Consider the following 24,441-nt stretch of genomic DNA (forward strand, 5'->3'; position numbering starts at 1 on the left):
CGCTTCACCCTCACTGGCCCGCCGACAACAGCGGCCCGGCAGCGGCGCCTTCATCCGCGCTGTGGTGGCGCCGGTCGGCACCGGCAGGCAGCAGGACCGCGTCCGCGGGTGCTGCGAGCGCACCGTCGCTTCGAGCCGCGCGCTCAGCCGCAGCGCCATGTCGGGCGTGCACCGGCCGAGATCGACGAGCGGAACCGGTTCCTCACCCGCGCGCTTCCCGATCGCAGCGCGCACGTACTGAAGGGAGACGGCCCTTCGCGCGGAGGCGGGTCGGTCTCACAGGACTCCGCCGTTCACGCCCTGGCGGAAGGCGCGGACGCGGTGCACCAGGCGTGGGGACTTGACGGCCGTACCCCGATGGCCGAGCCGTTCGGGCGTGACGTACCCTCAGCCGACCCGCCATGCCCGCGACCGGGGGGAATCACGGTCTGCGGCCGGCTCAGACCGTCTGGGGATTCATGCGCACAAGATCTTTAAACGCCATTCTCACCGGCGTCCTGGTACTTTCCGCTTCCGCCCTCACCGCCCCGGCCGCGTACGCGGCGGAGACCGGCGTGGTGATCAAGAATCTGTCCGTGAACGGTGGTAAGCCCCTCGTCCTCGGCACCTCCCTGACCGAGTCGTTCACCATCTCGGTGACCGCCTCGGACAACTCGGGTATCAGCAGTCACCTGGCGTTCCTGGGGATCGACCGCGAGGTCGGGGACGACTACTGGTCGTTCCACGGCCGCCCGACGTGCACCAAGGCCAGTGCCACCACCTCCACCTGCAAGCTCAATTTCAAGCTCGATCCGGGCTGGGGCGTGCCCCGTAACGCCCTCGCGGGCCCGTGGGACGTGACCGTCCAGCTAGAGGCCAAGGACGGGGACCTCTACAACAACGGCGGCGAGCCCAAGCACCCCGTCCTGAGGCGCGGCAAGCTCACCGTCAACGCCTCACCGGAGCCGGTGCACAAGGGCAAGCCCCTCAAGGTCACAGGCAAGCTGACCCGCGCGAACTGGGACAAGCGCACCTACGCGGGTTACGCCGAAAAGCCGGTGAAGCTGCAGTTCCGCAAGGCGGGCACCCACACATACAAGACCGTCAAAACGGTCAACACCAACAGCTACGGGGACCTGTCGACGAAGGTCACCGCCTCTGCCGACGGTTACTGGCGCTGGTCCTTCGCGGGCACCTCCACCACGTCGGCGACCAGCGCCGCGGGCGACTACGTCGACGTCCGCTGACGACTCGTCCGCTTGCAACCCCGGCTTGACGGGGTTGCAAGCGGCGATCCCAGATCCTGCGGCCCACGACTACGCAGCCACGGTCCGACGTACGGGACTTCGGCGGTCTGCGTCGCAGGCCGCTCCAGCGGGTGCTCGACCCGGACACCCCTCACCGAGTTACTGCGCCTCCGCGGCTGGATCAGTCACTCAGTTCAGGGCGTCGGACAGCAAGCCTGCGACCACCAGGACGACGACGCCCGCCGCGAGAGCGACCCCCAGCATGGCCGCCGCCTTGACGGGAGTCGGGAGCTGCGTCCACTCAGGTGAGGTGCGCCAGTTGACGCGCCCGAGCAGAGTGTCCCCGCAGGATGGATCGGGCGGGTGATCGGAACCCTGGAGCGAGAGGGCACCGCCGATGGCACCCCGTCATCGCGGCAGCTGGCCCTCCCGGTTGATCTCCGTCACCCGGGCCCGCAGCACGAGCCCCGGAGAGGCCGGCCGGACGACGTCCGGTGGACAGTCCCACTCCGCCCCGCCGCCCGGTGGACGCAGCTGCACGTACGGCCCGACGCGGCCCATCACCCGGCCCACCCGGCCGTCACGGCTGTCCACAGCGAACGTTCCGGGCTCCGGCGTACACGGCTCCAGTCCTTCAACGCTCATGAACCGCCGCCGCTTCGAGCTGCGCGCTCAGCCGCAGCGCCACGTCGAGCGTGCACCGGCCGAGATCGACGAGCGGAACCGGTTCCTCACCCGCGCACGACACCGGGTCGATGCGCAGCGACGGCAGTTTCACGCCGACCCCCGCGAGGCCGGCCTTCAGCCGCACCACCGCGTCCTCGGCAGCACGCACCCTGCCCGCTGCTTCTTTGCGCCGTTCCGTAGCCGTCATCATGATCTTCCCCATTTCCACGCTGAGTAGTGGCTATGCCTACTCAGCGTGTCCAATTCGCGACTACCGTGGAAGACGCGCAGATCCAACACCCACACGTGTGCCACCGGGAGCGCCGTGCCAGGACCCAAGAAGCTCGACCCCGCGTCCTCTCCTCGCGCCCTCCTCGGGGCCGAAATCCGCCACCGCAGGGAGGCCGCAGGTCTGGCGCAGGACGACCTGGGTGCGCCTCGCAGAGGCCGAACGAGGTGCTGGCTGCGGAGGGTTTCTTCGTACGGAACTGTGCGGCCCCGAAGCAGTCGAAGTACCCGGAGGCGGCAGAGGCGGAGACACTGGCGATCACGATCCGCGAGTACGCGCCTCTGCTGATCCCAGGACTCCTTCAGACGGAGGCGGAGCCAGCGGCGGGGACTGCCTCGAAGTCGCCACGTGGCAGAAGTCCTCGTACAGCGGCGGGGACGGCGGGGACTGCCTCGAAATCAGCACCGATCACCCCGACGCCGTCCCCGTCCGCGACTCCAAAGTGACCGGCGGCCCGGCGCTCGTGTTCCGGACCGCCGCCTGGTCTGCCTTCGTCGCGGACCTCAAGCGCCGCCAGGACGTCGGCCGCACACCCCCGCTCCCAGCGCCCGGTGCGCGGCGGCGATCTCGGAGAGCGGGTGGGCGGGGTCCGGACGCCGGGGAGGAAAGCGGGCAAGCCCCGGCCCGGCCTACGAACGCCGGTGGGTGCGCCGGCTCAGGACAGGGAGGCGATGAGGCGTGCGGCCACCTCGGAGGCCGAGGGCATGGCGGCGATCTCGTCACGGAGGCGCTGTGCCCCGGTGGTGAACGAGGGCTCGGCGAGCACCCGGACGAGAGCGGCTGCGATCGCCCCGGGCTCCTGCTTCCCGATGGGCAGTGCCAGTCCGGCCCCCGCTGCCTCGACACGCATCGCCTGGCGCTGTTGCCCCGCCGTTCCGGGGACGACGACGGCCGGCACGCCGTGGGCCGCTGTGCCGAAGGTGGAGCCGGAACCTCCGTGGTGCACCACGGCGGAGACGCCTTCGAGCAACTCGACCGCCGGCATGAAGGAGACCAGTTCCACCCGTCCCGGAGTCAGTCCGAGGCCGTCGGTCGGGGCACCACCTGTCGTCGCGACCAGGTCGATGTCGAGGGCACTCAGCGACTGGAGCACGGGGCCGAGTTCCGACGCTCCGGTGGTGGTGAAACTGACCAGCACCCGAGGCCTGCCCGTGCCCGGGACGCGGGGCGTGAGCGGCGTGCCCTCAGGGGCGCTGTGCGCCTCCGGCCTCAGCGGGATGCGCTCCAGGACCTGCGGTGCACCGTCGCGCTGGAGGCTGGGAGGGCAGAGGTCCAGCAGCCAGTCGCCGGACTGTGCGTGGCCCGGTGCCTGCAGACCGCGTTCGAGGTACCGCGAGCTCGCCGCCGATGCCAGGGCCGCCAGGAGCTCCGGCTCCAGCGCGGGGTCCACGGCGGCCACGGCGGACGGGACCTTGAGAACGGCGGCGACGAGCGGACCCACGAAGTCCAGGTGCTCGGAGACGATCAGGTCGGGCGCCCACTCCCTCGCCCCGGCCAGAGCCTCCTCCACGCTGAGATCGACACGCGCTCCGGCGAAGAACTCTCCGACCAGTTCGGGCGTGGGTGCCGCCAGCATGTTGATCCCGGTACGGCGGGTGACCTCGGCCAGGGTGACCTCGGTCGCGGGGCCGGCCGGGATCAGCTCGAAGCCCTGCGCCTCGACGGCGGAGGCCATGCCGGCTGCGGAGCAGAAGGCCACGGCGTGTCCCTGCTTTCGCATGGCACGTGCCAGCGGGACCAGCGGCAGGAAGTGTCCGGTCAGCGGGTTGTTGTAAAAAATGATGCGCATGGCAAGCAGTTTAGACGTCGCGTGGGGCGCCCGATCCGGTGTCCGGTGAGCGGACAGGCCTTCGCCTACCCGGCGGCCCCTCGCGGCACTCAGATGATGCGCGGAACGGTCTCGTCGCGCCGGGTGGACCAGTTGGTGACGACGGGCTTGTCCACGGTGGCCGTATCGGGGAGCTCGACTTCGGCAGGGTTGGGGTCGTCCTCGGTGACCGCGATGATGACGTTTCCGAACTCCGCGCCGGCGTCGCCGTCGGTGGTCTTGGCGTCGATGCCGGTGTAGGCGACGGCGGAACCGCCGAGCTTGATGGGGTCTTCGCCGCCCTGTCCGACGGGGGAGGCGACGCCCTCGACGCCGGAGCCGAAGGAAACGCTGGGGGTGTTGACGTCCAGGAAGCAGGTGATGCCGGACTTGGCCTTGGCAGCGACGAGGTAGTAGCCGTCGACCTCGGGCTCGGACTCCCAGGTGACCGTGAAGTCCAGGTCGTTGGTGCCGCAGGACTGCCCGTAGCCGCTCCTGCCGCCCGAGCCGCCCTTGCCGGCGGAGCCGGAGCCGCTCTTTTCGCTGGAGCCGCCGCCGCTGGACCCCTGGGCGGGAGTGACGCCGCCGGTCGACGGGCCGTCGTTGGAGGGGCCGTCACCGGAGGGTGCCTCGCTCCCGCTGCGGGCGGACGAGGAGGAGGCGGCGAGCGCGGTGGAGTCACCCGTCGCCGTCGGCTTCTGGGACCCGCAGGCGGTGGTGGCGGCAAGGGCCGTCATGACCGCGGCGGCCAGGACGAGACGGGTGGAACGGGCGGCGAGTCGCGAGCGCATCATGATCTCCAGCGGCTGTCGGTGCGGTGCTTCCTGCTGACACACCGGACTCTAGAGCCGGGTCGATCTTCAAATGGTGCCCTGAATGTCCAGGTCCTGTATCAGCGAATCGGTTCCACGAATCGACGCCGAGTTGCATCCATCAGAGATGTCCGCGTCCGACTCCCAGTTCCCCGACCACACCGAGCACGCCGAGGAACGCGGCCGGGCCGAGCAGGGCCTCGCCCCGCTGGTCGAGCGGGCCAAGGACTGCGGGGCAGGACCCGGAGCTCAAGCCTTGGAGTCCGAGCGCTCTTTCAGAGGAATGGGTGGAGGGCCTGTGCCCACCCACCCTCCCTACCTGGAAAGTTGACCCCACGTGAGCGATTTGCAACGGAGCGTCGTGACGCTCTAGCGTGCCGGACAACAGACGACCCCCGTCGGTGCGCCAACACCGGACGAGGGTCTGACCAACGAGATCGACGAAGGACCCGATCTGATGGCTGTCGAACAGCTTAGTGCTGCCCCCTGCGCCCCGTACGAGCCCCCGCACCCCATGGCGAACCCGGGCTACGGCAAGCGTTCCGCCCCGGACCAGCGTCCGCGCGACGCCCGCGACTTCTCGCACCTGCCGCCCCGCGAGGCCGCCGTCGCCGCCTACATCGACCGGCTGCCGGACGGCTCGGACATCTCCGTGAAGACACTGGCCAAGTGGCTGCCGTACGGGCAGTGCGCCCTGCGGACCTCGCTCAACCGCCTGCAGGCGGCCGGGCACCTGCGCCGCGGCGGCGAGTGTCTCGCGACCGACACCGTCATGCTCTGGGTGACCCGGACGTTCTTCTCCCGCACCGCGCGGGACGACGACTGGTGGGCCGCGTTCACCCGGGGTGACGTACCCCAGGAGCCCCAACGCCCCACGCGCTCAAGGGCCTTCGTCCTGCTGGCGGCCCTCGGCCGCACCGCGCCGTCGCTGAGCCTGTCGGCGGCGGACTGCCTGAGCCTGGAACCGCTGGTCGCCGAATGGTTCGAGCGGGGCGCCACCGAGACGGAGACCCTGCGGGCCCTCACCCACGGCCTGCCGTCCCCCGTGCATCACGCGGCCTCCCTCGTCCGTCGGCGGCTCGTCGACAAGCTGCCCCCGGAACGCCACGTGCCGGGGCCGAGCGCCGTCGTGCTGCGTGCGCTGGAATGCGGCGAGTGCCGTGCCCCCGGAAGCCCCGAGGCGTTGCGCGGAGGGCTCTGCGGGGTCTGCCGGGGGGAGGCGGGCGCGGGTGTCGTGGCCCGGCCGCCCGGCACCGTCCCCATGGACGGGGTGCCGCAGCGGATGGCGAGTGTCCGGGCTGGTCTCGTACCACGGTCGGGGCGCACGGTTCATGCGCGCGGGATCACGCGGCCGTCCGAAGGCGGGGTCCGGGCAGGTGCGGGGGCCGACACCGGCCGTACCCCGGCAGACGCAGACGCGACGGGACCGGGCGCCGACCGGTCCTGACCGCACCAGCCCGCTCACCGGCCGGTATCGACCGTTTGGCTGCCCATATGAGGCCCGGTCACCGGCGCGGTGCCTACATTCGACAGACGGCCCAGCGCTTCGGCCGTGTGATCAGTGCTCCGCGCCGCGGCCTGGCCTGTCGCGGCGCCCGCAACGTCGAGAAGTCAGCGAGGACCCCGGGTGCGTTCCGTCGATCGCGGAGAGGACGTCCGGCATCAGCCGGACCTGGACCAGCTGATGGTCTCCGCCGCCGCGGGCAACCGGGACGACTTCGCGAAGGTGTACGACACCGTCGCCGGTCCGGTCATGGGCCTGGTCCACCGGGTCCTGCGGGACTCCGCGCAGTCGGAGGAGGTCACCCAGGACGTGCTGCTGGAGGTGTGGCGCACGTCCAAGCGCTTCAGGCCCGACCGTGGCAGCGCGATGACATGGATCATGACCCTGGCCCACCGCCGGGCCGTCGACCGGGTGCGCGCCTCGCAGGCGAGCCAGGACCGCGAGCGCAGAGCCGCGGCCCTGGGCACGGCCACCCCCTTCGACGAGGTGAGCGAGCAGGTGGAGGCCCGCATGGAGTGGCAGCGCGTGCGCCGCTGCATCCGCGGACTCACCGACATCCAGCGCGAGTCGGTCGTCCTCGCCTACTACGGAGGGTTCACCTACAAGGAGATCGCCCAGTCGCTCTCCCTGCCGCTGGGCACGGTCAAAACCCGCCTGCGAGACGGAATGATCCGGCTCCGCGACTGCCTGGGAGTGAAGGCGTGATCACCACCGACCCCCATGAGTCCTCGGGCGCCTACGTCCTGCACGCGCTGCCCGAGGAGGAGCGCCGCGCGTTCGAGGCGCACATGGCAGGGTGCGAGTCCTGCCGCCAGGAGGTCGCCGGCCTGCGGAGGACAGCCGCGCTGCTGGGCCGGGCGACCGCCGAGACACCGCCGGACGCGCTGCGTGAGCGCGTCCTGGGCATGCTGGCCGCCACACCGCAGGACCCTGATCCGGGCGACGGTCCGCAGGCCACCGCTCCACGTGCCGGGTTGCGGCGCGGCCGCCGCAGCCCGGCACGTGCCCTGCGCCTGGCGCTCGCGGCATCGGTGGCCGCCATCCTCGCCTGTCTGGGGCTCGCCGGGTGGCAGCGCCAAGAGGCATCGGACGCCAGAGCGGCCGCGCAGCACGCCGAACAGCGGCAGGCGAACCTCACGAAGGTGCTCACGGCGCCGGACGTACGCCTGGCGTCACAAGGGCTGGTCGAGGGTGCCACAGCCTCCGTCACCTTCTCCCGGAGCGAGGACACGGCCACACTCGCTGTCTCCGGCCTGCCACGGCTTCCGGCCGGACGGACCTACGAAGCCTGGTTCATGGAGGACGGGACCCCTGTCCCGGCCGGGCTGCTCAGCCGGGACCCGGGGCGTCAAGTGACCTTTCTGAAGGGGACGTTGGACAACGCTTCGGCCGTCGCCCTGTCCATCGAGCCCGCCGGGGGCTCCACCCGGCCCACCACGGTCCCGCTGGGCGCGATCCCCCTGCCGACCTGAGGCGAGCCCGCTGCCGCGCACAGGCCGGGGGCAGGGGGTTCCCATCGGCCTGCCGATCGAGCTTTCTCTCCTTTTTCTCTCATTCACCCCAAACCTTCCCCCGGGTGCCTCCGAATCCCTTGTGCAACACCGCTCACGACCCCGATCCGCATCCGGGGCAGGAGCCCGGGATGATCGACCGTCGTCCCGGCCGTACACGGGACTTCCGGGCACAGGCCCGGGACACCCCCGTCGTCACCTCAGGCACCACACCCTCCGGCGCCTGCCACGGCGCCGCCTCGCCGGGACATCCCATGACCACCGTGACCACACCACCGCCCTCGCCCGCACCGCCGCCCGTCGCGGCGGGCCGGCTCTCGATCCCACTCCCCACCGGGCCCCAGGCGCCCTCGCACGCGCGGCGTGCGACGGCCGGGTTCCTCCACAGGTCCTGGCCGTCCCTCACGCAGGAGCGCTGCGACGACTTCCTGCTGATCGTGTCCGAGCTCGTCACCAACGCCGTCCGGCACGCACGCGGGCCGAGCACGCTGACCCTGACCACCGCATCCGGCGCCCTGGACATCGCGGTGACCGACCGCTCCCGCGCACTTCCCGCCCCTCGGACGCCGGACCTCCGCGACGGCACCGGCGGCATGGGCCTGCACATCGCCGAGGATCTCGGGGGCCGGGTCTTCACGGAGGCGCTGTCCGGGGGCAAGTGCGTACACGCGGCGTTCGCCGTGGCCTGACCCGCGGCCCCACGGGCGGCCGGTATCCGGGGATGCGCCCCGGGTACCGGCTCCGGTCGTCTCACGGCCTGCCGGGCCCTCCCGTCACCAGGCTCCCGGCGCGGGCGGGGCGACGACCGGCGGGCGGTCGTCACAGGTGATCGTGTTCGGCAGCAGCCAGGGAGCCAGCCAGTCCCCCGTCGTACCACCGCCGTCGTTGCCACCGAGGTCGACCAGGGTGAACTCCGAACCGGCCGCGGTGAAGTTGAAGGACCCGCAGTTGTTGACGCCCACGGCACCGACGTTGCGCGCGTCCACGTTCTCGAAGGTCGCCGACCCCGCCGCGCGGGCACTCACCACGGACGTCCCCGTGCCGTCCACCCTGATGTCCTTGAATTGCACGCCCCGGATCTTGTACGTGTCCTTCACGGGCCAGTCCGTGACCAGCATGATCGCGTTGTACGTGTTGTCCAGGAAGTGGTTCCCGGTCACCCGGATGTCGGCGTCGATGTCCCGGTCCAGGGCGAAGAACCAGATGGCTCCGAGCCCGATCCTCCAGTTGAGTTCGTACGTCCCCGCCCGGACCGTCGTGTTGCCGGTGAGGTCGAGCCGCCCCCGGAACGCCTCCGCGCCGAAGCGCGCGCCCACGTGCAGCGCGCTGCCCTCGCGGACGGGGTCGGCCACGAGGTTGCCGGACACCGTGTTGTCCGTACCGCCGTAGATCGCGATGCCGTTGGCCAGCACCGGACTCTGCACGGTGTTGCGGGCGAAGGTGTTGCCCGTGTTGGCGCGCTTCTCCGACCACATCGCCAGGCCGTCGTCACCCGAGTTCCGGACGAAGGTGTGCGCGACGGTCGAACCGGTCACTCCGCCGTGGAAGTTGATGGCGTCGGCGATCTGGTCGACGATGACGTTGCCCGTGATCCTCAGGTTCGACATCGGGCCGTCGAACCACATGCCCACCTTGGTGTGGCGGATGTGCAGGCCCTCGACGGAGGAGTCGCTCATCGCCCCGCCGATGCCGTTCACCTGGTCCGTGTCGACGCGTTCGCGGACGTCCCCCTCGACGGCGAAGCCGGACAGGTGGACGTTGCGGCTGCCGCCGTCCGCCGCGTCCTTGCCGTAGAAGCCCACTCCCGTGTGCACCGAGCCGTCCGCCGCAGGGGTTTCGAGCGCGATCTCCCGGCCCTTGAACTTCGTGTACCAGCTGCCGGCGCCCCGGATCGTGACGTCGTCGACGACGATGTGGCGGTTGACCTGGTAGGTGCCCGGCGGGACGTACACCGGCAGGTTCTTGCGCTTGGCGAAGGCGATCGCCCGGTCCAGGGCGCCCGCCGAGTCCCGGCGTCCCGAGGGATCGGCCCCGAACAGCAGCACGTTGGCCGCCTTCAGCTCGACGTGGGGAAGACCCACGAGCTCGGAGTCGAGCACGTCGATGACCGTCCACGCCGCCCGGCTGCCGGCCGGAACCGTCAGGCGGACGGTGTCGCCCGCGCCGTACCGCTTGCCGAGCAGCAGGCGCTGCTCGTCGTAGAAGTGGCTCGGCCTGAACGGCTTCGAGATCACCGGCGCGGGTGTCGTCTCGCTGGGCACGCATGCGCACTCGGTGATCCACCAGCCGGGCTGGAGCAGCCCGGCATCGGGATCGTTGGTGAAGGGGTACTGGTTGTACAGCCAGGAGTACTGCGAGGTCAGCGTCATCGTCGAACGCCTCTTGCCGTTGACCGCGACATCCAGCGGCGCGGTGATGCCACCCCCGCCCGGGGCGTCCGGGATGCTGTACCGCACCGTGATCGCGTCGGCGGCCTTCGGCAGCCTGAACTCGACGTGTTCGCCCGGCACCAGCCGGACCGCCTTACGGCCCGAGGCCTCGGCAGGCAGGGAGTACGCGGCACGGTCGGGGCCTATGACCGTGCCGTTCGTCGCGGCGTTCTCCGCCTCCTGCTCGGCGAACGGGACCTCCGCACCACGGCCGGCGACCAGCGCGGGGTCGAGACCCGCGCGCGTCACCACCGGCGCCGACGGCGCGGAGGGGTTCTCCTGCGCACCCTGGGCCGCGGGAGCGCCGGTCAGCGCCCCCAGTCCGACAACGGCGGCCGTCAGCGCGGCGACCGTGATGTGACGTGACATCGCATGCCCGTTTCTCTCGGAAGGTGAGGCGACGTTAGGGCGCGCGGAACCACCACCACAAGAGTCGTGCGAGAACATTTCGCCTCGCTGCTCAGTGCATGCAAGATGACGTCACTTTTTTGCGTTCCTCACGCGCCCACGGTCCCGTCGACACCCTCGCGCAGAAAGTCCGCGTGGCCGTTGTGGCGGCCGTATTCGAGCAGCACGTGCACCATCACCATGCGCAGGGACACCTCCCGCTCCCAGCGCGGCTGAAGCCCCGTCAGGTCCAGCGACGCGGCCTGCCGCTCGATGCGGCGAGAGTTCTCGACCTCTGCCTCCCAGGCGCCGAACGCCTCCGCCCGGTTCGAGGCGCTCGCGTCGTACGCGGCCTGGAAGTCGATCCGGTCCGACCACACCATCGGGGCGTCGTTGTCGTCGAACACGCGGCGGAACCAGGCCCGTTCCACTTCGGCCATGTGCCGCACCAGACCCAGCAGCGAGAGCGTCGAGGGGGGCATCGACCGCTGCCGCAACTGCTCGTCGTCCAGCCCTTCGCACTTCATGGCGAGGGTGGCGCGCTGGTAGTCGAGAAAGGCCCGCAGCGTCTCGCGCTCGCCGCCCGCGGCGGGCGGTCCTGTACGCACGTCGGTGGTCACCGGTCGCACTCCTTCACGAGGGGGAAGAAGTGCTCAGTATCCGGCTCCGTCTCGCGGCCCCGGGAGCAGCCCCCGGGGGCCGCGACAGAGATACGACGCCGGCCCCCGGGACGAATCCCGGGGGCCGGCGTCGTACGGATACTGCGGGTACTGCCAGGAGCTGCTGATCCGGGGATCAGAAGTCCATGTCACCGCCCGGCATGCCGCCCGGAGCGGCCGCAGAGGCCTTCTCCGGCTTGTCGGCGATGACGGCCTCGGTGGTGAGGAAGAGCGCGGCGATGGACGCGGCGTTCTGCAGGGCGGAGCGCGTGACCTTCGCCGGGTCGATGATTCCCTCGGCGATCATGTCGACGTACTCGCCGGTCGCGGCGTTCAGGCCGTGACCGATCGGCAGGTTGCGCACCTTCTCGACGACGACTCCACCCTCGAGACCACCGTTGACGGCGATCTGCTTGAGCGGGGCCTCCAGCGCGAGCTTCACGGCGTTGGCGCCCGTGGCCTCGTCGCCCGTGAGGTCGAGCTTCTCGAAGACGGCCGAGGCCTGGAGCAGAGCCACGCCACCACCGGCGACGATGCCCTCCTCGACGGCGGCCTTGGCGTTGCGCACCGCGTCCTCGATGCGGTGCTTGCGCTCCTTGAGCTCCACCTCGGTGGCGGCGCCGGCCTTGATGACGGCCACGCCGCCGGCCAGCTTCGCGAGGCGCTCCTGGAGCTTCTCGCGGTCGTAGTCCGAGTCGGAGTTCTCGATCTCGGCGCGGATCTGCTTGACACGACCCTGAACCTGGTCGCTGTCACCGCCGCCGTCGACGATCGTGGTCTCGTCCTTGGTGATGACGACCTTGCGGGCGGTGCCGAGCAGGTCCAGGCCGGCGTTCTCCAGCTTGAGACCGACCTCCTCGGAGATGACGGTGCCACCGGTGAGGATGGCGATGTCGCCGAGCATGGCCTTGCGGCGGTCACCGAAGCCCGGAGCCTTGACGGCGACGGACTTGAAGGTGCCACGGATCTTGTTGACGACCAGGGTCGACAGGGCCTCGCCCTCGACGTCCTCCGCGATGATCAGCAGGGGCTTGCCCGACTGCATGACCTTCTCGAGCAGCGGAAGGAGGTCCTTCACGTTGCTGATCTTGGAGTTGACGATCAGGATGTACGGGTCGTCGAACGACGACTCCATACGCTCCATGTCGGTGGCGAAGTACGCCGAGATGTAGCCCTTGTCGAAGCGCATACCCTCGGTGAGCTCGAGCTCCAGACCGAAGGTCTGGGACTCCTCGACGGTGATGACGCCTTCCTTGCCGACCTTGTCCATAGCCTCGGCGATCTTGGCGCCGATCTCGGTGTCAGCAGCGGAGATGGAGGCCGTCGAAGCGATCTGCTCCTTGGTCTCCACGTCCTTCGCCTGCTCCAGAAGAGCGGCGGAGACGGCCTCGACGGCCTTCTCGATGCCACGCTTCAGAGCCATCGGGTTCGCACCCGCGGCGACGTTGCGCAGGCCCTCGCGGACGAGCGCCTGAGCGAGAACGGTGGCGGTGGTCGTACCGTCGCCGGCGACGTCGTCCGTCTTCTTGGCGACCTCCTTGACCAGCTCCGCACCGATCTTCTCGTACGGGTCCTCGAGCTCGATCTCCTTGGCGATGGAAACACCATCGTTGGTGATCGTGGGCGCGCCCCACTTCTTCTCGAGGACGACGTTACGGCCCTTGGGGCCGAGGGTGACCTTGACGGCGTCGGCGAGCTGGTTCATCCCGCGCTCGAGACCGCGCCGTGCCTCCTCGTCGAACGCGATGATCTTGGCCATGTGAAGTGGTCCTCCCGGACAGGGGTGGATTGCTCCGGACCGAGAGGCGCCCGCGACGGACGGCCTGCCTGCTCAGTGGTTCCTTGCCCCGCTGAGCCTGCGGGCCTCACCGGCCCGGTCCAAGTTTCTGTCACTCTCACCTGGAGAGTGCTAACGCCAATGATTAGCACTCGACCCCCTCGAGTGCAAGCGCCTCAGGCCGGGGCTCGCTGAGGGGCGCGCCCCGGCCGGGGCGCACGCGGGCGCACGTAGGGCCCGTCCCCCTGTGGAGGAACGGGCCCTACGCGCGTGAGTGGTGTCGTTGGCCGACCGCGCCGAACTCAGCCGACGGCGAGCTTGACCATGTCCGCCTGCGGCCCCTTCTGGCCCTGCGAGATCTCGAATTCAACTCGCTGACCCTCTTCGAGGGTGCGGTACCCGTCCATCTGGATCGCGCTGTAGTGGACGAAAACATCCGCACCACCGTCGACCGCGATGAAGCCGTACCCCTTCTCCGCGTTGAACCACTTGACGGTGCCCTGAGCCATGCCCAACTCCCCTATTACTGGCCCTTGCACGAGACCGCACTTCGCGGGCCCGGGTCAGAACTCACCCTCCGACAGGAGAGGGTGGCGTGCGCCGGAACGCGTCGACCGCGGCCGAATGTATCTGCCCAACTGCCCTCTGCAACAGGTCAATCGGACGAGAATTCTGGGCATGCGGGAACACCCGGATAGGGACGATCGGGAGGATTCCAGGGCAAGTCGGGCCTGACAAAGGCCACTTACGCCTCAAGAGGTTCACGTACTTTGGCTGCTTCTTGTCGTGGCCGGGCGCATTCTCATATGCGGGCGGCACGGGCAGCGGCGGGGACTTCCCCAACTGTACCCCGCTCAACCATGCAGAATGGCCCCCTCCGCTTCTCTTGCGGAGAGGGCCATCGTGGTCACGCTGCGAAGTCTCCGGACGCACGGCCGGGGGCCGTCACTCCCCGGTCCGCGCACCGTGCCGGGGATCAGCCTCCGGCGACGGCCGGGATGATCGAGACGCCGGCGCCGTCCGGCGTCACCGCGTCCAGGCCGCCCTCGAAGCGCACGTCGTCGTCGTTGACGTACACGTTGACGAAACGGCGCAGCTTGCCCTGGTCGTCCAGGACGCGGGCACCGATGCCCGGGTGGTTCTGCTCCAGCGACGCGATGACTTCGGAGAGGATCGCGCCCTCGGCCGGGACCTCGGCCTGACCGCCCGTGTAGGTGCGGAGGATGGTGGGGATACGGACCTTGACGCTCATGTCGTGCCTTCCTTCGGGTCTCGGGTGGTCAGTTGGCGGCGGCGAGGCCCGCGTCGCGGAACGCGTCCAGGCTGGGCCGGATCGTCGCCGACAGGCCGGTCGTCGGGGCGACCGCGTCCAGCGTCTTCAGTCCGTCCCCGGTGTTCAGGACGACGGTGGTCAGGGCCGGGTCCAGCAGACCGGCCTCGATCAGCTTCTTCGTCACGCCGACCGTCACACCGCCCGCGGTCTCCGCGAAGATGCCCTCGGTGCGGGCCAGCAGCTTGATGGCGTCGACGATCTGCTCGTCGTCGACGTCCTCCACCGCACCGCCGGTGCGGCGGGCGATGTCCAGCACGTACGGGCCGTCGGCCGGGTTCCCGATCGCCAGGGACTTCGCGATGGTCTTCGGCTTCTGCGGCCTCACCACGTCGTGGCCGGCCTTGAAGGCGGTGGAGACCGGGGAGCAGCCCTCGGCCTGAGCGCCGAAGATCTTGTACGGCTTGTCCTCGACGAGGCCGAGCTTGATCAGCTCCTGGAGCCCCTTGTCGATCTTCGTGAGCTGCGAACCGGACGCGATGGGGATGACGAGCTGGTCGGGCAGCCGCCAGCCCAGCTGCTCGCAGATCTCGTACGCAAGGGTCTTGGACCCCTCGCCGTAGTACGGCCGCAGGTTGACGTTGACGAAGCCCCAGCCCTCGCCGAGCGGGTCGCCGATGAGCTCCGAGCAGAAGCGGTTGACGTCGTCGTAGTTGCCCTCGATGCCGACCAGTTCGCCGCCGTACACCGCGGCCATGACGACCTTGCCCTGCTCCAGGTCGTGCGGGATGAACACGCACGAGCGGAAGCCGGCGCGGGCCGCGGCGGCACCGACCGCACCGGCGAGGTTGCCGGTGGAGGAGCAGGAGAGCGTGGTGAACCCGAAGGCGCGGGCGGCCTCGACGGCGATGGCGACGACACGGTCCTTGAAGGAGTGCGTCGGGTTGCCGGAGTCGTCCTTGACGTACAGGCCGCCGGTCACGCCCAGCTCGCGGGCGAGGTTGTCGGCCTTGACCAGCTTCGTGAAACCGGGGTTGATGTTGGGCTTGTCCGCGACATCGGCGGGGACGGGGAGCAGCGGCGCGTAACGCCAGATGTTGTCCGGTCCCTCGGCGATGCGCTTCTTCAGCTCTTCGGGGGAGCCGCTCGGCAGGTCGTACGCCACTTCGAGCGGCCCGAAACAGGACGCGCAGGCGAAAAGGGGGCCGAGTTCGAAACGCTCGCCGCATTCGCGGCAGGAAAGCGCCGCGGCGGGACCGAGATCCACGGCGGAAGAATCGGTGTTGGCTGCAACTGTCTGCACGGCCATGATGGCGGAGGCCCTTTCTCCTCATCTTCCTTGCGACGTATTTCGCCACAAGACGGAATTGGCACCTTCCCCACCGTGACCTCGCGGTCGGCAGGAGGGTTGCCGGGACTTCAACGGGCCGTTCCCTCAGTCCCTCTGGATGAGCGCTATGGCACCGGACCATCGATCCGGGCGTTTGTCCGTGGACCGACCCCGACATGCGAGGGTCGTCCGCGTTGTTCAAGACTGTAACCGAAGGGCCGGACGATCGGATGAGTCGTCCGAACCGCGAGATGGATCACACACAGGGAGTATCGACCGTGCTGGAAGAGGTGGAACGCTGGCTGACCAGGCGTTCCTGGTCGGCCGACGACCGCCCGCTCGACCGCCTCACGGCCGCGCGGGCGAGGGATCCGCGCGGTGCGCGCGTGAGCGTCGTCCTGCCCGCGCTGAACGAGGAGGCGACGGTCGGCACGATCGTCGCGGAGATCCGGCGCGAGCTGATGGAGAAGGTCCGGCTCGTCGACGAGCTGGTGGTCATCGACTCCGGTTCCACCGACGCCACGGCCGAGGTCGCGCGGCGGGCGGGCGCCCGGGTCGTGCACCGGGACTCCGTCCTCCCCCGGATCCCCGCCCTGCCCGGCAAGGGCGAGGTCCTCTGGCGGTCGCTGCTGGTGACGCACGGCGACATCGTCTGCTTCGTCGACGCCGACCTCAGGGACTTCTCCGCCGACTTCGTGTCCGGAATCGTCGGCCCCCTGCTGACCGACCCCTCGGTGCAGTTCGTCAAGGCGATGTACGACAGGCCGCTGGGCGAGGCCGCGGGCCAGGGCGGACGCGTGACCGAGCTGGTGGCCCGCCCGCTGCTCAACCTCCACTGGCCCCGGCTGGCCGGATTCGTGCAGCCGCTGGGCGGCGAATACGCGGTGCGCCGCTCCCTGCTGGAGCGGCTCCCCTTCCCGGTCGGCTACGGAGTGGAGCTGGGCCTGCTGATCGACGCGCTGCACACCGTGGGCCTGGACGCGCTCGCCCAGGTCGACGTCGGCGTACGCAAACACCGCCACCAGGACGGTCAGGCGCTCGGCCGGATGGCGGCGGCGATCTACCGGACCGCACAGCTGAGGCTGTCCCGGGGCCCGCTCGTACGGCCCGAGATCACGCAGTTCGAGCGGGGACCCGACGGGTTCGTGCCGCGCACCCACGCGGTGGACACGGAGGAGCGGCCGCCGATGCGGGAGATCGCGGAGTACGCGTCCCGCGACGCCGCGTAGCGGTTTCGGGCCACCGGCTCTCCACTCCGGATCTCCAGCCGTCCCTCACGTTTGGCACCTTCCCTCACGGGCTAGGTTCGGGTACATGGTCTCCGAGCACGCTGCCCAGGTCCTCGTCGCGTCCAACCGCGGCCCGGTGTCGTACGCCGAGCGGGAGGACGGCACGCTCGACTCGAAGCGCGGTGGCGGCGGGCTCGTCTCCGGCCTCAGCGCCGTCGACGACAAACTGTGGGTGTGCGCCGCTCTCAGCGACGGCGACCGGGAAGCGGTCCGCAGGGGCGTGTCCGAGCCCGGCGTGCGCATGCTCGACATCGACGCCGGGGTCCACGAGGACGCGTACAACGGCGTCGCGAACTCCGTGCTCTGGTTCGTCCACCACATGATCTACCAGACGCCGGTGGAGCCCGTCTTCGACGCGGAGTTCCGCCGGCAGTGGGCCTCCTACGAGGCGTACAACCGGGCCTTCGCCCAGGCCCTGGCCGAGGAGGCGGGCGAGGGCGCGGCGGTCCTCGTGCAGGACTACCACCTCTCTCTGGTCCCCGGAATGCTCCGCGAGCTGCGCCCCGACCTGCGGATCGGGCACTTCTCCCACACCCCATGGGCGCCCGTCGACTACTTCCGCCTGCTGCCCGACGACATCGGCGAGCAGCTCCTCAACGGCATCCTCGGGGCCGACCGCGCCGCGTTCCTGACGCGGCGCTGGGCGGACGCCTTCATCGGCTGCTGCACGGAGATCCTCGGTGGCACCGGACACACCCGGATCGGGGTGCACGGGCTCGGGGCCGACGCGGACTTCCTGCGCCGCCGCTCCCGTGAGGCGGACGTGGACGAGCGCATGGAGACGCTGCGGGAGCAGGTGGGCGCCGGCCGGCGCACGATCGTGCGCGTGGACCGCACCGAGCTCTCCAAGAACATCGTCCGCGGGCTGCATGCATACCGTGCACTGCTGGAGGAGCGCCCCGAGTGGCGCGAGCGCGTGGTGCACGTCGCCTTCGCCTACCCCTCCCGGCAGGACCTCACGGTGTACCGGGAGTACACGGCCGAGGTCCAGCGGGTCGCCGACACCATCAACGCGGACTTCGGCACGGAGGGCTGGACCCCGGTCCTGCTCCACGTCGACGACGACTTCGCCCGCTCACTCGCCGCGTACCGGCTGGCCGACGTCGCCCTCGTCAACCCGATCCGCGACGGCATGAACCTGGTCGCCAAGGAGGTCCCCGTCGTCTCCGACGACGGCTGCGCGCTGGTGCTCTCCCGGGAGGCGGGCGCCTACGAGGAACTGGGCGAGGACGCGATCGTGGTCAACCCGTACGACGTGTCGTCCACGGCGCGGGCGCTGCACGAGGCGCTGACGATGGAGTCCGGCGAGCGGTCGGCGCGCTCGAAGCGCCTCGCCGCCGCGGCGACCGCGCTGCCGCCGCAGCAGTGGTTCCTGGACCAGCTGGAAGCGCTGCGGGCCTGACCGCCGGAGGGCCGGGCCCGCCGGCCCGGCCCTCGTCGCGGAGCCGGCGGAGTCAGCCCTCGGCGACCTGTCCGGCCAGTGATCGCAGCAGGCCGGCCACCGCTGCCGGGCCCGGCAGCAACAAGTCGGCGCGCTCCGCGAGTTCGGGCACCCCCGAGCCGCTGCACACCAGCAGGCCCTGGGTGCCCCGGGCCCTCAGCTTCTCCACGGCGGCGTAGGCGGCGAGGTCGCCCAGGTCGTCGCCCGCGTAGAGGACGGTCTCCGCCCCCGTCTCGCGTACGAACTCCTCCAGCGCCACGCCCTTGTCCATGCCCGCGGGGCGCAGTTCCAGGACGAGGCGGCCGGGTTCGACGATCAGGCCGTGACGGGCCGCGAGGCTGTTCAGGGGCGCCCGCAGCGCCTCGAAGGAGGCCTGTGGGTCGGCGGCGCGGCGGGTGTGCACGGCGACCGCACGACCCTTCTCCTCGATCCAGGTGCCGTCGCCCGCCCCGGCCTCCTCGATCACCCGGGGAAGTTCCGCGCGCACGGCCTCGACGCCGGGGTCCGGGGGTGGTGCGTGGACGCTGCCGCTGACGGCGTCCCAGCGTTCGGCACCGTAGTGCCCGAGCACGACGAGGTGGTCCAGGCCGGGCGCCCCGGCGAAGCCGCCGAGGCGCACCGCCGTGCCGGCCGGACGCCCGGTGATCACCGCGACGGCGGCGACCCGCGGCGCCAGCGCCGACAGGGCAGGGACGACGTCAGGGTGGGCGCGGGACCGCTCGGGGTCCGGGACGATGTCGGCGAGCGTGCCGTCGAAGTCGAGCGCGATCACGGCACGTCCGGGCCGGGCCAGCAGCGCGGCGAGACCGTCACGGCCGGCCGGGGTGGAGGGGGTCGGGAGGGGGTGGTCCTGATTGCCCATGCGGCCGAGCGTAGCGGGCGGGCCCCCCGGCCGCGCGGCCCCCCTCGGGGCCGCCCGCGCGGGGAAGCGTCGGGAGCGGCTGCGCGACGGACCACCCGCCGGGAGCTCGGACGCGCCGCCGGGGTGCATCTCAACGACGCAGCTCGACCCGTACGCCGCGTGTCGCGTCCACCACGACCGGTACGCCGTCCGGGACCTGTCCCTCGATCAGGTCGAGCAGGCCCTCCACCGGTGGCAGGTCGCCGGGAACACGCACGTGGACGTGCAGCGTCCTGGACACCGCGTCCACGCCCGTGACGGATGCTCCGGGATCATCGGCCAGCCACTGTCTCGCGGCGTCCTCGACCCGGCCCGTCCAGACCTCGAGCACGAGCGTGAGCGCGGTGTTGGCGGCCAGCGGCACGAACACGGCCACGAACAGCGCGGCCATGGCGGCGTAGGCCGAGCGGGCGGGCCGCCCCGGCGCCCCGCGCCGCAGAGGGCTGTGACCGAGGGTGGCGAAGACCACCATGCCTCCGAACACCAAGGCGAAGAGGTTGGACACGAACAGGACCAGGGCGCCCAGTGCCGGCCATCCCGCCAGACTCCCGAGGCACACCCCGACCACCACCAGGGGCGGTACGAGGGAGATGGCGATCGCGACACCGGGCAGCACGGCGCCGACATCGCGCCGGGCCAGTGCCACCGCACCCGCGAGGCCGGTGGCCAGGGCGGCGATCAGGTCCATCAGGTCGGGCGACGTACGGCCCGCGATCTGACTGTTGGACAGCAGGTCGTAGTCACCGGGGAGTACCTGTGACATCAACGCCCCGACCGCGATCACCAGCAGGCCGGCGAGGAGGACGACCAGGGCGGATCCGGTCCTGCGCCGCTGCACCGAGCCCAGCGCGATGCCCATGATCGGTGTGGACAGCGGGGCGATGATCATCGCCCCGATCACGGTGGCCGTCGAGTCCGTGAGCACTCCGCCGGCCGCGATGACCGCCGACAGCACGAGCATCGTCCAGAAGGCCGAGTGCTTGGCGCCGGTGTCCCCGCTGGACAGGTCCAGGTCCTGCGCCAGTTCGTCCAGCGAGCGGCGCTGGGCGGCGGGGAGGACACGGGCACGGAGGGTGCTGAGCATGCCCTCCAAGTATCACGGCGGGATGATCCGGCCGTGACAGGACACGGCGGGCGCGGCCCGGGCACCGCCCGGGATCCCGCAGGGACGTCCGGTGCCGGTGGCCCCGCCCCCGAGGGCCGATCAGCGGCGACCGCGCCTCGCGTCGCGGACCCGCCTGAGCCGGTTGACCGTCACCGGGTCCTCCGCGAGCGCGCGACGGTCGTCCAGGAGCGCGTTGAGCAGCTGGTAGTAGCGGACCGGAGACATGTCGAGCTCTTCGCGGATCGCCCGTTCCTTCGCCCCGGGGCCGGGCCAGGAGCGGCGCTCCATGGCCAGCACCGCGCGCGCCTGGTCGGAGAGCGGGTCGGCGGTCATGTCGGCCAACCTACTCCGTGCTCTCCGCCTGCCGGGCCTGGGTCGCGATGTCCACGAGCACGGTCTCCGGATTGGCGCCGGGCTCGACCGCGGTGCCGATCTTCTTCTTGATCGTCTCGCTGGCCTTCGCCCAGGACGTCTTGCCGAAGGGGGGCAGCTGCGAGTTGGGCAGCGCTTCCAGGAACGCGCGGAGCGGCTTGTGCTTGTCGTCGGCCTCCATCACCTCGGAGGCCGAGCCGGTGACGGGCAGCAGGTCGTACTGGTCCGCGAACGAGAGCACGTTCTCGTCCTCGTAGGCGAAGTTGAGGAACTTCCCTATCGCCACCCGGTTGCCGTGCTCCTTGAAGCCCATCATCCAGTCGGCCACGCCCATCGAGCCCTCGGTGGGCCCGTCGGCACCCGGGAGCGGGACCATACCGACGTCGACGCCCTTCTTCTCGGCCTCCTGCATGAGCGTCGGGTGGCCGTTGAGCATGCCCACATCGCCCTTGGTGAAGGCTTCGAAGGCCTGCGCCCTGTCCAGCTTGCCGGGCGATACGGGGCCGGTGAGGCCCTTGTCGACGAGGTTGGCCTTCAGCCACTTGAAGGTGGCTATGTTCGCCGGGGAGTCGATGTCGTAGTTGCCGACCTCGTCGGTGTACCCGCCGCCCCCGCTGAGGAGCCACATCAGGGTCTCGGCCTGGGACTCCTCCTCGCCGAGGGGCAGCGCGAAGGGGTAGCTCACCCCGCGCTGCTTGAGGGCCGAGGCGTCACTGCGGATGTCGTCCCATGTCTGCGGGGCCGTGATGCCGGCCTGGGTGAACATCTTCTTGTTGTAGAAGAGCAGGCGGGTGCTGGCCACGAACGGAAGGCCGTAGAGCTTGTCGTCGACCCTGCCCGCGTCGGTGAGCGAGGGAAGGAAGTTGGCCCCCGTACGGATCGTGATCATCTCGTCGGCGGTGTAGAGCTTGCCCGCCTTGGCGTAGTCGGCGTACGCCCCGATCTGCGCGATGTCGGGGGCGTCGCCGGCCTTGACCATCTCGGCGACCTTGCGGTCGACGTCCTTCCAGGAGTAGACGGCCACATCGACCTTGATGCCGGGGTTCTCCTGCGTGAACTTCGCCGCGACGTCGTCCCAGTAGTGCTGGGAGCTGCTCTTCGCGTCGGTGCCGTAGTCGGCCGCGACCAGCTTCAGAGTGACGTCACCGCCACCCGTGTCCGAACCGCATCCCGACAACGTTGCCGTCATACCGAGTGCGGCAACCGCCGCGGTCAGACCCACAAAGCGCCGCTGCACAGCCTGTCCATCCCTACATTGGTTGCCGGGCCCGCCGCACGAGCGGACCCGCGATCCTGCCTCAGGTCCGGCATGGAGGTCTACACCACCCGGAGTATCGATGCGGCAATCTAGCAGGGCCGTTTTGTATGGGTGGTCAACAAACCGCGATAGTGGACTAGACCTTTTAGGGGTCTGCGGGCGAAACTGTCTTCCGTGAGACACGTCATCGCCCTCGATGTGGGCGGCACAGGAATGAAGGCCGCCCTGGTCGGGGCCGACGGCACCCTCCTCCACGAGGCACGCCGGGCGACCGGCAGGGAGCGCGGTGCCGAAGCCGTCGTGGAGACGATCCTCGGCTTCGCCGCGGACCTGCACGCCCACGGCCGGGAGCAGTTCGGCGAAGGCGCCGTGGCCGCCGGCGTAGCGGTGCCCGGCATCGTCGACGCCGAACGCGGCATCGCCGTGTACGCCGCCAATCTGGGCTGGCGCGACGTACCCCTGCGGAAGCTGCTCGGCGAGCGGCTCGGCGGCATACCGGTCGCGCTCGGCCACGACGTCAGGACCGGCGGCCTCGCGGAAGGCCGGATCGGCGCGGGCCGGGGCGCCGACCGCTTCCTCTTCGTCCCGCTGGGCACCGGGATCGCCGGCGCCATCGGCATCGCGGGCAGCATCGAAGCGGGCGCCCACGGCTACGCCGGCGAGATCGGCCACGTCGTCGTCCGGCCCGACGGCCCGGACTGCGGTTGCGGACAGCGCGGCTGTCTGGAGACCCTCGCCTCCGCCTCCGCGGTGTCCAGGGCCTGGGCCGCCGCTTCCGGCGACCCCGACGCCGACGCCGCCGACTGCGCGAAAGCGGTGGCCTCGGGGGACCCGGCGGCCCTGCGCGTGTGGCAGGACGCCGTCGACGCGCTCGCCGCCGGACTGGTCACGGCGCTCACTCTGCTGGACCCCCGCACGCTCATCATCGGTGGCGGTCTCGCCGAGGCAGGGGAAACCTTGTTCACACCACTGCGTGCGGCCGTCGAGGAACGGGTCACGTTCCAGAAGCTGCCCCACATCGTCCCGGCGGCCCTCGGGGACACCGCCGGATGCCTGGGCGCAGGGCTGCTCGCCTGGGATCTACTCTCCACGGAGGTATCCGCCTGATGGCCGGACGCGCAGACAGCACAGTCCTCGCAGGTGCCCGGGTGGTGCTTCCCACCGGGACCGTCGAGAACGGCCGGGTGATCATCGAGGGCACCCGGATCGCCGGCAGCACGCCGGAGGGCGCCCGGACCGTCGACCTCTCCGGCCACTGGGTGGTCCCCGGGTTCGTGGACATCCACAACCACGGCGGCGGCGGCACGTCCTTCGCGACCGGCTCCGCCGAGGACGTCCTGGCCGGGGCACGGGCACACCGCGCACACGGCACGACGACCGTCGTCGCCTCCACCGTCACCGGCGAGATGGACTTCCTGGCCCGGCAGGCCGGCATGCTCTCCGAACTGGTCGAGCAGGGCGAGCTCGCCGGCATCCACTTCGAGGGTCCCTTCATCTCGCCGTGCCGCAAGGGCGCCCACAGCGAGGGACTGCTCCGCGACCCCGACCCGGCAGAGGTGCGCAAGCTGCTCGAAGCGGCCCGCGGGACCGCCAGGATGGTCACGCTGGCCACCGAACTCCCCGGCGGCATCGAGTCCGTACGGCTGCTCGCCGAGCACGGCGTGATCGCCGCCGTCGGCCACACCGACGCGTCGTACGAGCAGACCGTCGAGGCGATCGACGCCGGCGCCACCGTCGCCACGCACCTCTACAACGCGATGCCCGCCATCGGCCACCGCACACCGGGCCCCGTATCGGCCCTCCTGGAGGACGAGCGCGTCACCGTCGAGCTGATCAACGACGGCACGCACCTGCACCCCGCCGCCTTCGAACTCGCCTACCACCACGCGGGCGCGGACCGGGTCGCGCTGATCACCGACGCCATGGACGCGGCCGGCGCGGGCGACGGCCACTACGAGCTCGGCCCGCTCGCCGTCGAGGTCAGGGACGGGGTCGCCCGTCTCGTGGAGGGCGGGTCCATCGCGGGCTCCACCCTCACCCTGGACACCGCGTTCCGCAGGGCCGTCACGATCGACAGGATCCCCGTCGAGCACGTCGTCCAGTCCATCTCCGCCACCCCGGCGAGGCTCCTCGGCATGTACGACCGGGTCGGCTCCCTGGACCCGGGCAAGGACGCCGACATCGTGGTCCTGGACGCGGGATTCGCGCTCAGGGGCGTCATGCGCCGCGGCGAGTGGATCGTCGACCCCCGCGAGGGGTGACGGCCCGTCACCGGCCGACGGCAGGTTGAACACGTAACGAAGAGACGGCGGTTGTCCCGGAGACCTGGGACGGCCGCCGCCTCTTTGGCATGATCACCGGGACAGTGCCGCAGGGGGACGGCGCGCGGGAACGGACGACGAAGGAAC

The 24,441-nt window shown here is 70.7% G+C and carries 24 protein-coding genes, 2 pseudogenes and 1 riboswitch; of the genes and pseudogenes, 11 read left to right on the forward strand and 15 right to left on the reverse strand.

Annotated elements, in window-relative coordinates:
• Positions 1–401 precede the first annotated feature (401 nt).
• Positions 402–1,226 carry a hypothetical protein gene (locus tag OG206_RS14605; RefSeq protein WP_327116089.1) on the forward strand — a complete coding sequence of 275 codons (825 nt, stop codon included), beginning with the start codon at positions 402–404 and terminating at the stop codon, positions 1,224–1,226.
• 408 nt (positions 1,227–1,634) lie between these two features.
• Here the strand turns inward: OG206_RS14605 and OG206_RS14610 are convergent, their stop codons facing one another.
• Together OG206_RS14610 and OG206_RS14615 are read right to left on the reverse strand one after the other, a co-directional pair.
• Positions 1,635–1,871 (reverse strand): hypothetical protein, encoded by a 237-nt coding sequence (locus tag OG206_RS14610; protein ID WP_327116091.1) that lies wholly within the window; start codon positions 1,869–1,871, stop codon positions 1,635–1,637.
• The gene (locus OG206_RS14615) at positions 1,861–2,061 is read right to left on the reverse strand and encodes a hypothetical protein (RefSeq protein ID WP_327116093.1); all 201 of its coding nucleotides are present in this window, start codon (positions 2,059–2,061) and stop codon (positions 1,861–1,863) included. Before OG206_RS14615 ends, OG206_RS14610 begins: the two co-directional genes overlap by 11 nt.
• Before the next feature lie 156 nt (positions 2,062–2,217).
• Between OG206_RS14615 and OG206_RS14620 the strand changes: the two are divergent.
• Both OG206_RS14620 and OG206_RS14625 read left to right on the forward strand, forming a co-directional pair.
• Positions 2,218–2,495, forward strand: a pseudogene (locus OG206_RS14620) (Scr1 family TA system antitoxin-like transcriptional regulator); the annotation flags it as partial.
• Positions 2,496–2,497: 2 nt separating this feature from the next.
• Positions 2,498–2,692, forward strand: a pseudogene (locus OG206_RS14625) (DUF397 domain-containing protein); the annotation flags it as partial.
• A 144-nt stretch (positions 2,693–2,836) separates the two neighbouring features.
• Here the strand turns inward: OG206_RS14625 and OG206_RS14630 are convergent.
• The 3 genes from OG206_RS14630 to OG206_RS14640 form a co-directional block, all read right to left on the reverse strand.
• Positions 2,837–3,970: a glycosyltransferase gene (locus tag OG206_RS14630; RefSeq protein ID WP_327116095.1), complete on the reverse strand. Its 1,134-nt coding sequence runs from the start codon at positions 3,968–3,970 to the stop codon at positions 2,837–2,839.
• Positions 3,971–4,059: 89 nt separating this feature from the next.
• The gene (locus OG206_RS14635) at positions 4,060–4,779 is read right to left on the reverse strand and encodes a hypothetical protein (protein WP_327122274.1); all 720 of its coding nucleotides are present in this window, start codon (positions 4,777–4,779) and stop codon (positions 4,060–4,062) included.
• Between the two features lie 142 nt (positions 4,780–4,921).
• On the reverse strand, positions 4,922–5,053 hold the full coding sequence (locus OG206_RS14640) for a hypothetical protein (RefSeq protein WP_327116097.1): 132 nt from the start codon (positions 5,051–5,053) through the stop codon (positions 4,922–4,924).
• Positions 5,054–5,257: 204 nt separating this feature from the next.
• On the opposite strand from OG206_RS14640, the gene OG206_RS14645 reads away from it, so the two are divergent.
• The 4 genes from OG206_RS14645 (at position 5,258) to OG206_RS14660 (ending at position 8,504) form a co-directional block, all read left to right on the forward strand.
• A complete protein-coding gene (locus OG206_RS14645) occupies positions 5,258–6,247 on the forward strand; it encodes a hypothetical protein (RefSeq protein ID WP_327116099.1) in 990 nt (329 codons plus the stop codon).
• Between the two features lie 180 nt (positions 6,248–6,427).
• Positions 6,428–7,009, forward strand: coding sequence for an ECF RNA polymerase sigma factor SigK (sigK, locus tag OG206_RS14650; RefSeq protein ID WP_327116101.1), 582 nt, complete (start codon positions 6,428–6,430; stop codon positions 7,007–7,009).
• Positions 7,006–7,776: an anti-sigma factor gene (locus OG206_RS14655; protein ID WP_327116103.1), complete on the forward strand. Its 771-nt coding sequence runs from the start codon at positions 7,006–7,008 to the stop codon at positions 7,774–7,776. Before sigK ends, OG206_RS14655 begins: the two co-directional genes overlap by 4 nt.
• A 170-nt stretch (positions 7,777–7,946) precedes the next feature.
• The gene (locus OG206_RS14660) at positions 7,947–8,504 is read left to right on the forward strand and encodes an ATP-binding protein (RefSeq protein WP_327116105.1); all 558 of its coding nucleotides are present in this window, start codon (positions 7,947–7,949) and stop codon (positions 8,502–8,504) included.
• An 84-nt stretch (positions 8,505–8,588) separates the two neighbouring features.
• On the opposite strand, the gene OG206_RS14665 is transcribed toward OG206_RS14660, so the two are convergent.
• The 6 genes from OG206_RS14665 to thrC form a co-directional block, all read right to left on the reverse strand.
• Positions 8,589–10,613, reverse strand: coding sequence for a glycosyl hydrolase family 28-related protein (locus OG206_RS14665; RefSeq protein ID WP_327116107.1), 2,025 nt, complete (start codon positions 10,611–10,613; stop codon positions 8,589–8,591).
• 128 nt (positions 10,614–10,741) lie between these two features.
• The gene (locus tag OG206_RS14670) at positions 10,742–11,251 is read right to left on the reverse strand and encodes a DinB family protein (protein ID WP_327116109.1); all 510 of its coding nucleotides are present in this window, start codon (positions 11,249–11,251) and stop codon (positions 10,742–10,744) included.
• Positions 11,252–11,426: 175 nt separating this feature from the next.
• Positions 11,427–13,049 (reverse strand): chaperonin GroEL, encoded by a 1,623-nt coding sequence (gene groL / locus OG206_RS14675; protein ID WP_327116111.1) that lies wholly within the window; start codon positions 13,047–13,049, stop codon positions 11,427–11,429.
• A gap of 320 nt (positions 13,050–13,369) precedes the next feature.
• Complete coding sequence (locus OG206_RS14680) at positions 13,370–13,576, reverse strand: cold-shock protein (protein ID WP_003967346.1); 207 nt, start codon at positions 13,574–13,576, stop codon at positions 13,370–13,372.
• 467 nt (positions 13,577–14,043) lie between these two features.
• Positions 14,044–14,319: a MoaD/ThiS family protein gene (locus tag OG206_RS14685; protein ID WP_327116113.1), complete on the reverse strand. Its 276-nt coding sequence runs from the start codon at positions 14,317–14,319 to the stop codon at positions 14,044–14,046.
• A 28-nt stretch (positions 14,320–14,347) separates the two neighbouring features.
• On the reverse strand, positions 14,348–15,646 hold the full coding sequence (gene thrC / locus OG206_RS14690) for a threonine synthase (protein WP_327116115.1): 1,299 nt from the start codon (positions 15,644–15,646) through the stop codon (positions 14,348–14,350).
• An 18-nt stretch (positions 15,647–15,664) separates the two neighbouring features.
• Positions 15,665–15,792: riboswitch (SAM riboswitch) on the reverse strand.
• 153 nt (positions 15,793–15,945) lie between these two features.
• Between thrC and OG206_RS14695 the strand changes: the two genes are divergently transcribed.
• Positions 15,946–16,896: a glucosyl-3-phosphoglycerate synthase gene (locus OG206_RS14695; RefSeq protein WP_327122275.1), complete on the forward strand. Its 951-nt coding sequence runs from the start codon at positions 15,946–15,948 to the stop codon at positions 16,894–16,896.
• An 85-nt stretch (positions 16,897–16,981) separates the two neighbouring features.
• On the forward strand, positions 16,982–18,358 hold the full coding sequence (locus OG206_RS14700; RefSeq protein ID WP_327116117.1) for an alpha,alpha-trehalose-phosphate synthase (UDP-forming): 1,377 nt from the start codon (positions 16,982–16,984) through the stop codon (positions 18,356–18,358).
• 52 nt (positions 18,359–18,410) lie between these two features.
• Here OG206_RS14700 and otsB read toward each other — a convergent pair whose 3' ends face one another.
• The 4 genes from otsB to OG206_RS14720 form a co-directional block, all read right to left on the reverse strand.
• Complete coding sequence (gene otsB, locus OG206_RS14705; protein ID WP_327116119.1) at positions 18,411–19,259, reverse strand: trehalose-phosphatase; 849 nt, start codon at positions 19,257–19,259, stop codon at positions 18,411–18,413.
• Positions 19,260–19,389: 130 nt separating this feature from the next.
• Positions 19,390–20,382 carry a DUF389 domain-containing protein gene (locus OG206_RS14710; RefSeq protein ID WP_327116121.1) on the reverse strand — a complete coding sequence of 331 codons (993 nt, stop codon included), beginning with the start codon at positions 20,380–20,382 and terminating at the stop codon, positions 19,390–19,392.
• Between the two features lie 120 nt (positions 20,383–20,502).
• Entirely contained in the window at positions 20,503–20,736 is a 234-nt protein-coding gene (locus OG206_RS14715) for a DUF3263 domain-containing protein (protein WP_327116123.1), read from the reverse strand.
• 10 nt (positions 20,737–20,746) lie between these two features.
• Positions 20,747–21,964 carry an ABC transporter substrate-binding protein gene (locus OG206_RS14720; RefSeq protein WP_327116125.1) on the reverse strand — a complete coding sequence of 406 codons (1,218 nt, stop codon included), beginning with the start codon at positions 21,962–21,964 and terminating at the stop codon, positions 20,747–20,749.
• Positions 21,965–22,207: 243 nt separating this feature from the next.
• Here OG206_RS14720 and OG206_RS14725 point away from each other — a divergent pair, with 243 nt between their 5' ends.
• Positions 22,208–23,140 carry an ROK family protein gene (locus OG206_RS14725; RefSeq protein WP_327116127.1) on the forward strand — a complete coding sequence of 311 codons (933 nt, stop codon included), beginning with the start codon at positions 22,208–22,210 and terminating at the stop codon, positions 23,138–23,140.
• Positions 23,140–24,294: an N-acetylglucosamine-6-phosphate deacetylase gene (gene nagA, locus OG206_RS14730; protein WP_327116129.1), complete on the forward strand. Its 1,155-nt coding sequence runs from the start codon at positions 23,140–23,142 to the stop codon at positions 24,292–24,294. The genes OG206_RS14725 and nagA overlap by 1 nt, the downstream gene beginning before the upstream one ends.
• The last annotated feature ends 147 nt before the right edge of the window (positions 24,295–24,441 follow it).

Origin of the sequence: Streptomyces sp. NBC_01341, from assembly GCF_035946055.1 — a bacterium.
Taxonomy (GTDB): Bacteria; Actinomycetota; Actinomycetes; order Streptomycetales; family Streptomycetaceae; genus Streptomyces.